Genomic DNA, 12,533 nt, shown 5'->3' with positions numbered 1-12,533 from the left:
TGACCGCTTGCGGATCACCCAACGGGCGATAGTCGTTGTCGTTGAATTTGTAATTGCCGCTACAGCCGCCAAGGCCGCATAGAACGACGAGGGTCAGCAGGACAGCGTGCCAGTGACGAACAGACATCAGAGGGTCTCCAGGTGTAGACAAAGCACAAAGCGCCGACCCTTGCGGGCGGCGCTGAAATAAGTTTTTGAGGTGGGCTCGAAGCCTCTAGATCGAGGCCTTGCGCCATAGCCTGGAGGTAAGGCGACCTCCCGCGGCGAGGGGACTTGTCCCCGTTGGGGCGCGCAGCGCCCCCATAACCTGCCAGCGCGATTTCTCAGTGAAACCGTATGTACCGGACTGCGACTGCTGCGCAGCCGGACGGGGATAAATCCCCTCGCCACAGGGTATATGTTGGGTTCGAAGAAGTGCTGTAGCTCAACCATCAAAGTCACCCAAATTGATATTCAGGCGCCCGAGGCGGTACAGCAGCGTGCGCCGTGGCAGGCCCAGTTCGCGGGCCGCGAGGGTCTGGTTGCCGTCGTTCTTGCGCAGGCAATCGAGCAGCAAAGTGCGCTCGACCTGCTCCAGGCGTTCGCGCAGATTCAGGCCGCTGTTGTCTTCCGGCATCGCTTCCAGGCGCAGGGAAAAATGCTCGGCGAGCAACTCGCCGCCCTCGCAGAGCAACACCGCGCGCTCGACCAGTGCCTTGAGTTCGCGAACGTTGCCGGGGAAGTTGTAGCCGCACAGATGCTCCAGCGCCGAATCCGACCAGCGCACCGGGTCACGCTGCAAAAACGTGCAGGTCTTCTCGGCGAAATGCCGGGCCAGATCGAGGATGTCGCCTTCGCGCTGACGCAGGGCCGGCAGCTCGATCGGGAATTGTGCGAGGCGGTAGTACAAGTCCTCGCGGAACTTGCCTTCGCTGACCAGCGCCGCCAGATCACGGTGCGTCGCGGCGATGATGCGCACGTCGATTTTGTGCGTGTCGTTGGAACCCAGCGGACGGATCTCGCCTTCCTGCAACACGCGCAGAATCTTCGCTTGCAGCGACAACGGCATGTCGCCGATTTCATCGAGCAGCAACGTGCCGCCATTGGCCGCGTCGAACAGCCCGGCGCGATCGCGATCGGCGCCGGTGAAGGCGCCTTTGCGGTAGCCGAACAGTTCGCTTTCCAGCAGGTTTTCCGGGAACGCCGCGCAGTTCTGCACGATGAACGCCTGGGAGCGACGCGGGCCGCAATCGTGGATCGCCCGCGCCACCACTTCCTTGCCGGTGCCTGTCTCGCCACGCAACAGCACGGTATAAGGGCTGTGGAGGATCTTGCTGATCAGCGAGTAGGTCTGGCGCATCGCCGCGCTTTTACCGATCAGGCCGTAGCCGCTGATGCTCGGCACACTGCGTGTGGCGGTGGCCGATTCGACGGTTGGCTGACGCAGGCGTTGCAGCAGATGCAGTTGGCCGAGCACGAACGAGCCGAGCTGGCCGAGGGAGTCGGCGAAACCCTGCAAGTCAGTGCGACGGCGACTGGCACACAGCAACAAGCCCTCAACGGACTTGTGCTGATTGACCAGCGGCACGCACAACAGCGACTGCCACGGCGTGCTCGCCGCCGGCAGAAAACTGGTTTCGTGCAGGCTGCCGGTCAGGTCGTCGAGGCACACCACGCGGTTCTGGCACAGGGCGAATTGCAGCAGTTGTTCACCGTTGTAATCCGCCGGCAGGCTCGCCGCCTGACGCGGTTGCAGCGCGCCGTCGAGGCACTCGGCGTTCATCCCCAGGCAGGTGTGGGTGGCGTCGAGCAGGTACAGCTGCGTCAGTTCGCAGCCGCTCAGCTCGGCCAGGCCACGGACGAATTCACCCAGCAGCGCAGCACTGTCCGCCGCGCGCGAAAGACTGGCGAACTGCGCCAGCAACGCTTCGGCGTAGACCAGTGGCTGCGGCACTTGAGTGAACATCACGCCCACCTCAGACGAACTCGCAGGTCACGCTGGAGTTGCCGTCGAGCGTGGCATGCACACGCTTGAGGCTTTCGCCGGTCGCCATCGCATCGAGCAGACGATCGGCCACCAACGGCAGCACGTGTTGATCGAGCAGATGATCGATCAGGCGCGCGCCGCTTTCGCTTTGCGTGCAGCGCTCGGACAGGTGATCGACGAGGTTCTGGCACCAGCTGAACTCCAGCTGACGACGGTTCAGGCGCTCGCCGAGACGGCCGAGTTTGATCTCGATCAGCTCGCGCAGCACCGGCCCGCCCACCGGGTAGTACGGCACCACTTTCATCCGCGCCAGCAGCGCCGGTTTGAAGTGTTTGCTGAGTACCGGGCGAATGGTTTCTTCGAGCACTTCGGCGGTCGGCCGCGCGCCGTCTTCGCAGAGTTCGCTGATCTTGTCGCTACCGAGGTTGGAGGTCATCAGGATCAACGTGTTGCGGAAGTCGATCTCTCGACCTTCGCCGTCGTTGGCCACGCCTTTGTCGAAGATTTGGTAGAACAGGTTGAGCACGTCCGGATCAGCCTTCTCGACTTCATCGAGCAGCACCACCGAATACGGCTTCTGACGCACAGCTTCGGTGAGCATGCCGCCCTCGCCGTAACCGACGTAGCCCGGTGGCGCGCCGATCAGACGCGAGACGGTGTGCTTCTCCTGGAACTCGGACATGTTGATGGTGGTGATGAAGCGGTCGCCGCCGTACAGCAGGTCAGCCAGGGCCAGCGCGGTTTCGGTCTTGCCGACGCCGCTCGGGCCGACCAGCAGGAACACACCGACCGGTGCATCAGGCTTGTTCAGACCGGCAGCGGTCGCGCGCATCGAACGATCCAACGCGTGCACGGCTTGCTCCTGACCACGGATGCGCGTGCGCAGATCGGTGGCGAAACTGGCAACCTTGGCGTTGTGCTCGCGGGCCAGTTGCGCCAGCGGCACACCGGTCCAGGCGCTGATCACTTCGGCGACCAGACGCGGGCACACTTCGAAGCTGACCAGACGTTCTTTGACTTGCGCAGCGGTCAACGCGGCGTGGGTTTCATGCAATTGGGCTTCCAGCGCTTCGACGCTTTGGCCTTCTTCGACTTCGGCGACCACAGTTTCAATCACGGTGCCTTCGGCGTCTTCTTCCACGCTGACGGTCGGCTCGACGGCTGCAGCCTCGCGGGCCTTCGCCAGTTGCTGACGCAGTTCCAGCAGACGCTCAGCCAATTCTCTTTGCTCAGTCCACAAGGTCTCGAGCGCAACCATCTCGCTTTCGGCTTCGTCCAGACGCGCTTCCAGTGCTTCCAGCGCTTCGTGGTCGATCAGCAGACCGGCCTCGGCATCGCGGCGCAGAGCCTGACGCTGACGGCCGCCTTCAGCCAGTTCGCCACGCAGGCGCTCCAGACTTTCCGGGGCCGCAGCGAGGCTGATGCGCACGCGGGCGCACGCGGTGTCGAGGACGTCGACGGCCTTGTCCGGCAGTTGCCGACCGGCCAGGTAACGCGCGGACAATTCAGCAGCGGACACCACCGCGTCATCGCGCAGGTAGATGCCGTGGCTCTTCTCGTAGACCTGAGCCAGACCACGCAGAATGGTCACTGCTTCGCTGACAGTCGGTTCGTGCAGTTGCACGGGCTGGAAACGACGGGCCAGCGCCGGGTCTTTCTCGAAGTATTTCTTGTACTCGGCCCAGGTCGTCGCGGCGATGGTGCGCAGTTCGCCACGGGCCAGCGCCGGTTTCAGCAGGTTGGCCGCGTCGGAACCGCCAGCGTTGCCGCCAGCACCGATCAGCGTGTGGGCTTCGTCGATGAACAGGATGATTGGTTTCGGCGAGGCTTTGACTTCGTCGATCACGCCTTTCAAACGGCGCTCGAATTCACCTTTGACGCTGGCGCCGGCCTGCAACAGGCCCATGTCCAGCGAGAGTAATTCAACGCCTTTGAGCACCTGCGGCACTTCACCGGCAGCGATGCGCGAGGCGAGGCCTTCGACGATGGCGGTCTTACCGACACCGGCCTCACCGACGACGATGGGGTTGTTCTTGCGGCGACGGGCGAGGATGTCGACCATCTGCCGGATCGCGCCGTCACGGCACAGCACCGGGTCGAGTTTGCCGTCGCGGGCCTGCTGGGTCAGGTTGTGGGTGAAACGCTGCAACAGCGATTCGCCCTGCGCCGCCGGTTTGCCGTTAGCCGCCGGTTGCTCTTGTTGCGACAGGGCAAATTCTTTCAGGCGATCGATGTTCAGCTTGGCGAGCAGCGGCTGATAACGGCTGCCGGCATAACGCATCGGGTTGCGCAGCAACGCCAGGATCAGCGCGGCGTCTTCGACCTGGGTCTGGCCCAGCTCGAGGTTGGCCACCAGCAGCGCGTCTTGCAGCCATTGCACCAGTTCCGGAGCGAACACCGGGTTGCGCGAAGCGCTGTGCTCGACCCGCGATTGCAATGCAGCGGTCAGTTCACCGGCGTCGACGTCAGCATCTTGCAGCGCGCGCGACAGCAAGCCGTTCGGGCGCTCGAGCAAGCCCAGCAGCAAGTCTTCGACGAGAATCTTGCTGCCGCCACGGGCGACGCAACGCTCGGCCGAACGTTCCAGATCACGACGGGTTTCGGCGTCCAGCGCCTGGATGAGTTGTTGCAGGTCTACGTTGATCATGGCTCACGTCCTTAATGAATTTTGCTGCCCAGGGTCACCACGCCGTCCGCTTTTTCGCGGCCCAGCCAACTGGTCCAACCGAGGCGACAGGCGTTCTGCTCACCGATGCGCAGTTCGCGGATTTCTTCCTGGCGCAGGACCAGGCGAATGTCGTAATCGAGCGGGTCACGCAGGGTGAACCGCACCAGCGCGCAGAGCGGCTGGTAACCGAAACCGATCGGCAGGAATTCGTGGAAGCGCTGCCAATCGAGTTCGGTGATGTGGATGCGGAATTTGCCGCTGCGGTCGCGCACGTGCTCGCCCAGCACCAGGTCTTCGCCGAGTACGCTGTTGGCGCGACCCAAACGATTGCGCTGCTCGTCGAGAATTTCCACGCGGCGCTCGATGCACTGCTCGATGACCAGGTCTTCGTGCTTGAAGTAGTAACGCAGCACGGCTTCGATCAGCGCCGCCGAGTGCGCCCGCAAACTGAGCAGGCCGAGGTACGGCAGCAAGCGTTTCCAGTTGAGTTCCTTGGCCTTGCGGATCTCGTCGCCACCCAGGCCGATCAGCGCAAAAAGTTGCGCCGAGAACGGGTCAATCGCGCCGCTCTGGAAGCTCGCGCGGTAGCGATACTTGCGCCAGATCGGCAGCATCAGCCGTTGCAGACGATGGTGGAACAGGTCGAGGAAGTTGCGCGTCGGGTTGCCGTCCTCGCTGTCGCCCAGGGCCTGCTCGCCATAGAACGCCGGCAACGGCGAACCGGAGCCGACCAGGCCGATCAGGTTGAAACGCACGCGCGCGCGCATCTTGCCGTGCTCTTCGAAAAACTCCACGCGATCGACGTCGCTGCGCGGAAAACCCAGGCTCGGGTTGGCCTGGAACTCGACCTGATCGTACAGATCGTCTTCGCTCAGATGCGGGTGTGCCTCGCGCAGCCGGTCGATCACCAACAGCACGGCCTGAAACAGCGAGTACTCGCGTATTACCTTGGTCAGCCCGCTTAAAGCAGGGGCTGCAGGCCCATACGTGGTGTCCATTGGTACACCTCTCCCTGTGTGCTTTTTACCCGCAGCTCATGGAATGAATTGAGACTGGCGTAAAGCGCGAAAAACTCGTTGAGAACCGAAGCGAAGACGAACAGGTCGCCTTCGCCGATATAGCCTTCCGGGTCGATGGTCAGTTCGGTGCGTAAACCGCGCACCGGCAGACCGCGATGCAGGCGGTCGACGTGGTGATGTTTGATGTGCTTGAGGCCGCCGAGCAGGCGCTTGCTGACCTTCTCCGCGTGCTGGTCGTAGTAGCGCGGCAGGTCGTAGGTTTCCAGAATCACCTTCAACGCATTGACGTCCGCCAGTGACAGATAGTTAAGCGACATGTTGCTGATCAGCTTCCACAGGAAGTCACGGTTCAGCGGCGGCGCGAAGCTCGACGTGGCCGGGGTGATGTTGCGGAAACTGAGGAATTCCGGAGTCTGCTCGCTGGCCATGCAGATGTCGCCGAGCTTGAGCTTTTTCGGCAGGTTCTGGTTGGTGCACATCAGCTCGATCGACAGCGTTTCGTGGGCTTCGGTGTGGCGGATGCCGAAGCTCAGGTAAGTGTCGAGGCCGTCATGCAGCAAGGACGAACGCTGGCGGATGCTGTAATGCGGACGGCTGTTGGGCACATCGAAACTCGGGTCGTGCTCGAAGGATTCGAACGGCACGTACTCCTGATAACCGAGGCCGCCGGGTTTCCAGCCGATCACGGTTTCCACCGAGAACACACCGCAGTTTTCCAGGTCGTATTCCGCCGGCAGCAGGAGGTACTCGTCCTGCTTGCCATCGAGACGAATCGGCAGCGCGTCGTGCTCGAACAGGTTGACGATCGGCGTGCAGAACAGCTTCACGTTATCGAGCGTCGGGCGCATGCGCATGATGCCGCTCTTGCGGATGTCGAAACGCAATTCGAGGCCGCGCATCTGCTTGAGGGTGTCTTCCGGCAGCGCCTTGAGAATGTCCAGACCGTTGACGTCGACGAACAGGAACTTGTCTTGGAAGGCGAAATATTCCTGCAAGTAGCGATAGCCACGGAAGGTGTTCAGCGGATACGGGATCAACGCTTCTTCTTCGGCAAAACCCACCGGTTTCACCCGGTCGCCGGGAATCTTGAACGCCATCGGCTTGCCGCTGACGCCATCAATCGGCTTGCCGGCGCCGTCGAGCGGGATCAGTTCGATGCCGTCGAGGTTGCGCAGCAGGCTCAGGTAGAGCATCTGGCTGATGTAGCGCTCACCGGCAAAGTGCAGGCGCAACTTGCTCAGCTCCAATTCGCCGAGGTGGCCGTCAGCGCTCATTTCCAGGCGCAGGCTGAGCAGCGAGCCATCGCCCTTCACCGAGTAATTCAGTGCGGCCAGATCCAGCGGCAAGACTTCGGTCGGGTAACAGGTGCGGAAACGGCAGCGCACGTCTTCTATCGGCTTGCTCTCGATCGGCGTATCGCGCTCGACCAGCAGCGCCGGCCCGGAACGCTTGAGCGGATCAAACTGCAAAATGCTGAACGCCGGCAGCGGGCGCATGTAGTTCGGCCACAGCAACTGCATCAGCGAATGGCTGAGCTCCGGCAGTTCGTCATCGAGCTTCTGGCGCAGGCGCCCGGTGAGGAATGCAAAGCCTTCGAGCAACCGCTCTACATCCGGATCCCGCCCGGCCTGCCCCAGATACGGCGCCAGCGCCGGACTACGCTCGGCGAAACGGCGACCGAGCTGGCGCAGTGCGGTGAGTTCGCTTTGGTAGTAGTGGTTAAAGGACACGGGGTACCTGCCTGGTAGTGGAACTCATTTAAAAAAACAGCAGAACAGTTCATGCGGGTAAGAAACTCCCCGCGGGCAATGTCGGCCATAACGCCCAACAGTCATGCTTTAACTTCTCGATTTGAAAAAAAAAAGCGATCAATCAATTGGCCAGCAAATATCGCCGCAAAAGTCAGGACACCACCCATCGAGGTGTAAGCCATCGCACGGACGGGGTAGTGAGGCAAAAAATAGTACAAAATAAGTCCCAGCATTAATGAGACAGACAGGACCTTTAATTTCAGCTTGGGGACAAAAAACGCTATAGCGTTCATCACCACAAAATACTGAACCATTAGATCCGGCGTCATACCGATGCCGATACCTCTCGATGTCAACCCGCCATACATATCGATATATACGTCGACACCGTAGTTATGCAAAGGAATATACAGGGCACATACTATCAGGTGTGGAATACAGGCAACTAAGCGACGAGCTTTCATTTATTCCACGCCCCGTACTGATCCATATCGCCTTGCGAAATTGGATTTATTAACTTCGCATTCGATACAGGCACATAAGGTGCGTCAGTAAGTTCAATTGTGTGCGGGATACCTTTATCGTATACCGTGTCTTTTTTCACAACCAACTTACAGTTTTCTTTTGCCCACAATATCCCTCGCAATATGATGAAGTTATCGTAAACATCTTTCGGTCCTCGCTCTGCTCCGGTATAGGCTTTGCCGTCGCCCCAGGTCACACCCGTTTCACCAGCCAGCTTTATTGCGAGTTCTACCTGCTTTGTTTCTCGCAGATATTTTCTATAGGTGTTAACCGCAAACGGCACCTGGCCAATGCCATCAGTCCAATACGGTTTATCCTCCATGAACACCATCAAGAACTCAGCACCGCCCACGGCACGGAATTTCCAGTCACCCGGCATTCCAGAGTGAAAAGTGAATGAAAACCGGTCGACGATTGCGAAGTCGATCAGCTCCTGCCAAGTAACATGTTTATAAGCCGCATGCGATTCTGATCCGGCCTGCGTTGTTTCCGGGTTGATCCAGACAAGCTCTCTATAATATCTGGCCAACGGTTCGAACCACTGACCCTTTTCTGCGTATAGTTTCTCCGCAGTGATAATTCTGAATGGAGAGTCATCCTTACCCGGTTTCAAGGCGAAGAGCGGCACACCACTTTTTCGCGTAATAATCCAGGCCAACGGAAGGTCAACTTTCTTCGGCTTTGTATCCTTGCTCTCAGTTGTTTCGGTAAGAACTTTAAGTGTAGTCACCTCGTCCTGAGTCACAAACGTGTAAGCGACACCATCGATGTTGATTACGGTCTCCATACCTACTAGTCCGCCGAAATATATATAGTTACAGGCTCTGCCGTCTTTCCAGTTGAAAAACCACCTGACATGCCTGTTGACGTTGAGCCTGTTTTCTCAATCCCGCTATCAGAGCGCGTGATGTAGTTTAAATTTTCAACCGTTCTTCCATCTGCGGTTTTGAATTCAAAGACACGATTGAATATTCCAGGAATGATGACCGGCTCCGGCGGCACAAACGGCGCCGGCGTATGCGAATTGCCAATAATCACCGTCCCGGATCCGGCCGTGACCTTATTGCCGTGAGATCCAACCGAACCTACGGTCGCAGCCGGTTTGCCGTTGATCAACACGGTTGTCGCAAGATCGCCGACCATCGCACCACCACACGCCGAGACATCGCCTTGGCGGGCGGCCGCGAGGCCGTCGAAGAACACGTCGCCGGAACCGGCGGCGATCGGGTTGGTGCCGTGGCCGGGGAGCGGGCAAGCGGTGGGGTCGGATACGCGTGCTGCGGGTTTGCCAGACATCGGGGATCTCCTTAGGTGACCTTGACTTGACCGCTGCCATCCAGGCGCGCGGAGAAACTGACCTGACGCTTGAAACCCTCGACTTCCAGCAGGCCTTCGATACTGAAGGCCAGGCGAAGTTGATCGTGGTCACGCGGCAGGGAAATGACACGCACGTTGCTCAGGCGTGGCTCGTAGGCTTCGATGAAGTTTTCGATGGCCAGGCGGGCCTGACTCAGCGAGTCGTGCAGGCTCAGGCGCATGTCATTGAGATCGGGCAACCCGTAGTCGGCCAGCGTTTGCACGCTGCCGGCCCGGGTGCTGAGCATTTTGGCCAGATGGGCAGCCACTGACGCCATGGCACAAGCCTCAAGGCTGTTGCCCTTGCGTAGTTGTGCGTCGCCGTTGAGGCGTTCGAACAGGCTGCCGTATCCGTCCATGAGTCGCTCTTACTCTTTGTCCAGCTTGCCAACCAGCGACAGGGTGAAATCGGCACCCATGTACTTGAAGTGCGGACGCACATTCAAGCTCACGCGGTACCAGCCCGGCTCGCCTTCAACGTCGCTGACGATCACTTGCGCAGCGCGCAGCGGACGACGGCCACGCACTTCGGCGCTCGGGTTTTCCTGGTCGGCCACGTACTGACGGATCCACTTGTTCAGTTCCAGCTCGAGGTCGGTACGCTCTTTCCACGAACCGAGTTGCTCGCGCTGCAGCACTTTCAAGTAGTGAGCCAGACGGTTGACGATCATCATGTACGGCAGTTGGGTGCCGAGCTTGTAGTTCAGCTCTGCCGCCTTGCCTTCTGCGCTGATGCCGAAGAACTTCGGCTTCTGCACTGAGCTTGCGGAGAAGAACGCCGCGTTGTCGGAGCCTTTGCGCATGGTCAGGGAGATGAAGCCTTCCTCGGCCAGTTCGTATTCACGACGGTCGGAAACCAGAACTTCAGTAGGGATCTTGGTTTCGATTTCGCCCATGCTTTCGAAATGGTGCAGAGGCAGGTCTTCAACCGCGCCACCGCTCTGCGGGCCGATGATGTTCGGGCACCAGCGGAATTTGGCGAAGCTGTCGGTCAGCTTGGTGCCGAACGCGTAAGCGGTGTTGCCCCACAGGTAGTGCTCGTGGCTGTTGGCAACGGTTTCCTTGTACACGAACGACTTGACCGGGTTTTCTTCCGGATCGTACGGGTTACGCAGCAGGAAACGCGGCACGGTCAGGCCAACGTAGCGCGAGTCTTCCGAGGTACGGAAGCTCTGCCATTTGGCGAATTGCGGGCCTTCGAAGTGGTCTTTCAGATCTTTCAGATCCGGCAGGCCGGTGAAGCTTTCCAGACCGAAGAATTTCGGCCCGGCGGCAGCGATGAACGGCGCGTGGGACATGCACGAAACGCTGGCCACGTACTGCATCAGCTTGACGTCTGGCGAGCTTGGCGACATGTAGTAGTTGGCGATGATCGCGCCCACCGGCTGACCACCGAACTGGCCGTATTCAGCGGTGTAGATGTGCTTGTACAGGCCCGACTGCATGACTTCCGGCGAATCTTCGAAATCGTCCAGCAGGTCTTCTTTGGAGACGTTGAGGATTTCGATCTTGATGTTTTCGCGGAAGTTGGTGCGGTCGACCAGCAATTGCAGACCACGCCACGACGATTCCAGCGCCTGGAAATCCGGGTGGTGCAGGATCTCGTCCATCTGACGGCTGAGCTTGGCATCGATCTCGGCGATCATGCGGTCAACCATGGCTTTCTTGACCGGCTCACCGTTGTTCTGCGGCTTGAGCAGCTCTTCGATGAACGCCGACACGCCACGCTTGGCGATGTCGTAGGCTTCGTCGTCCGGGGTCAGACGGGTTTCGGCGATGATGCTGTCGAGAATGCTGTATTCGCCGCTGGCGGCGCTCTTCTCTTGTGCTGCGCTAGTGCTCATTGTGTTGGCTTCCTTGGCTACTGGAGTCTCAGGCGTCCGGGGCTGCGGCGTTCAGGCCCAGCTCACCGAGTACGCGACCGCGGGATTCGTCGTCGGCGAGCACGCCTTCGATCGCTTTACGGAACGCAGGTGCGTTACCCAGCGGGCCTTTGAGGGCCACCAGCGCATCGCGCAGTTCCATCAGTTTTTTCAGCTCAGGCACTTGCTCGACCAGGCTGGCCGGGTTGAAGTCCTTCATCGAATTGACGCGCAATTGCACGGCCAGCTCTTCAGCCTCGCCATCTTCCTGCAGACGGTTCGGCACGCTCAGCGTCAGACCCAGCTCTTGCTTGGCCAACACTTCGTCGAAGGTCATCTTGTCGATGCTGATCGGCTTGCGATCTTCGATTTTGCGATCGTCCTTGCGGTGGGTGTAGTCACCGATTGCCAGCAGCTTCAGCGGCAGTTCAATCTCTTCCTGAGCTCCGCCGGTGGCGGGTTTGAAGGTGACGTTGATGCGTTCCTTGGGGGCTACCGAGCCTTCTTTGGCCATGGCTTTTCTCCTTGCGGTTGTGGCCCTGGGGCCTATTCGAGTACCACTTCGAGGTCGAGGTGGCACAGCCTGCGATAAATCTCTTCCTTGCTTTCACGTACGGCGTGGTTCTGCGGCAACAACTCGCAGCAACTGTGCAGCAGGTGCAGCACTTGCAATGCAAGATCGGGCTCCCAGGCGTGCAGGCCTGAGTCCTGTAATGTCTGATCGAGGGTTTCGAGCTGGTTCTTGGCCAGTTCGTATTTCTTGGCCAGGAAACACAGCCGCGCGAGGGTGAACTGCCAGAAGAAGCGTTCACGGCCACCGTGGGCCGATTGCAGGCCCTGCTTGAGAATCTGCACGGCCGGCTTCAAGCCTTCCTTGCGCAGGATCGGCTGAACTTCCTCGAGGGCTTTTTCCCAGGCCGGCTGGGTTTCGACGTTCTCGCTTTCGACCTTGCGCGGCGCGCTGGCGCTTTGCAGGTGCGGCATGACATTGGCGGCGATCCACGCCCGGGTGGACGGATCGGCAAACGGCGCGCCGTCATGGAAGCGCAACTCGATGATGCCCGGCAGGCGCTGAATCAAAAGCGCGAAGTGGATTTCCACTTCGCGCATGGCCAGCTCGGCGTTGAGGTTCTGGAGACATTCCCAGACCATCCTCTGGCCATCGAACCAGAACGGCGCCTTCGCCAGGCTCGCCTCCAGTTCCACCAGCAGGTCGGCGTATTTGCCCTGATCGAAACGGTCCTGATAGAGCTTGAGCTTTTCCAGCGGCAGACCGCGCAGCACGGTGATCTGCTCGGCGTTGCGCTCGGGCACCGCGTCGATGGTCATCCACAGCAGCGTGCGATTGAGGCGCAGGGCACGCAGGTCGGTGGCTTTCTGTTTCAG

At 59.9% G+C, this 12,533-nt stretch carries 12 protein-coding genes; all 12 read right to left on the bottom strand.

Annotated elements, in window-relative coordinates; genetic code table 11:
• On the bottom strand, positions 1-127 hold a 127-nt coding region (locus OQK_RS30410; protein ID WP_016772507.1), incomplete at its 3' end, for a hypothetical protein.
• 297 nt (positions 128-424) lie between these two features.
• Positions 425-1,945, bottom strand: coding sequence for a sigma-54 interaction domain-containing protein (locus OQK_RS11440; RefSeq protein ID WP_016772506.1), 1,521 nt, complete (start codon positions 1,943-1,945; stop codon positions 425-427).
• A gap of 10 nt (positions 1,946-1,955) precedes the next feature.
• Positions 1,956-4,613, bottom strand: a complete 2,658-nt coding sequence (tssH, locus tag OQK_RS11435; protein WP_016772505.1) for a type VI secretion system ATPase TssH — start codon at positions 4,611-4,613, stop codon at positions 1,956-1,958.
• An 11-nt stretch (positions 4,614-4,624) separates the two neighbouring features.
• Positions 4,625-5,632, bottom strand: coding sequence for a type VI secretion system baseplate subunit TssG (gene tssG / locus OQK_RS11430; protein ID WP_016772504.1), 1,008 nt, complete (start codon positions 5,630-5,632; stop codon positions 4,625-4,627).
• On the bottom strand, positions 5,596-7,383 hold the full coding sequence (gene tssF / locus OQK_RS11425) for a type VI secretion system baseplate subunit TssF (protein WP_016772503.1): 1,788 nt from the start codon (positions 7,381-7,383) through the stop codon (positions 5,596-5,598). The genes tssG and tssF overlap by 37 nt, the downstream gene beginning before the upstream one ends.
• A 101-nt stretch (positions 7,384-7,484) precedes the next feature.
• Positions 7,485-7,868 carry a hypothetical protein gene (locus OQK_RS11420; protein WP_016772502.1) on the bottom strand — a complete coding sequence of 128 codons (384 nt, stop codon included), beginning with the start codon at positions 7,866-7,868 and terminating at the stop codon, positions 7,485-7,487.
• A complete protein-coding gene (locus OQK_RS11415) occupies positions 7,865-8,716 on the bottom strand; it encodes a hypothetical protein (protein ID WP_016772501.1) in 852 nt (283 codons plus the stop codon). The genes OQK_RS11420 and OQK_RS11415 overlap by 4 nt, the downstream gene beginning before the upstream one ends.
• Before the next feature lie 5 nt (positions 8,717-8,721).
• Positions 8,722-9,225 carry a PAAR domain-containing protein gene (locus OQK_RS11410; protein WP_016772500.1) on the bottom strand — a complete coding sequence of 168 codons (504 nt, stop codon included), beginning with the start codon at positions 9,223-9,225 and terminating at the stop codon, positions 8,722-8,724.
• A gap of 11 nt (positions 9,226-9,236) precedes the next feature.
• A complete protein-coding gene (tssE, locus tag OQK_RS11405) occupies positions 9,237-9,644 on the bottom strand; it encodes a type VI secretion system baseplate subunit TssE (RefSeq protein ID WP_007920274.1) in 408 nt (135 codons plus the stop codon).
• A 9-nt stretch (positions 9,645-9,653) separates the two neighbouring features.
• Positions 9,654-11,129, bottom strand: coding sequence for a type VI secretion system contractile sheath large subunit (gene tssC, locus OQK_RS11400; RefSeq protein ID WP_016772499.1), 1,476 nt, complete (start codon positions 11,127-11,129; stop codon positions 9,654-9,656).
• A gap of 28 nt (positions 11,130-11,157) precedes the next feature.
• On the bottom strand, positions 11,158-11,661 hold the full coding sequence (gene tssB / locus OQK_RS11395; RefSeq protein ID WP_016772498.1) for a type VI secretion system contractile sheath small subunit: 504 nt from the start codon (positions 11,659-11,661) through the stop codon (positions 11,158-11,160).
• Positions 11,662-11,693: 32 nt separating this feature from the next.
• The coding region (tssA, locus tag OQK_RS11390) for a type VI secretion system protein TssA (protein WP_038860868.1) at positions 11,694-12,533 on the bottom strand (840 nt) is incomplete at its 5' end.

Source organism: Pseudomonas sp. R62 (genome assembly GCF_000257605.1).
Classification (GTDB): domain Bacteria; phylum Pseudomonadota; class Gammaproteobacteria; order Pseudomonadales; family Pseudomonadaceae; genus Aquipseudomonas; species Aquipseudomonas atacamensis.
The sequence above is the reverse complement of the archived record's forward strand: the minus strand, read 5'-3'. Positions and strand labels throughout refer to the sequence as shown.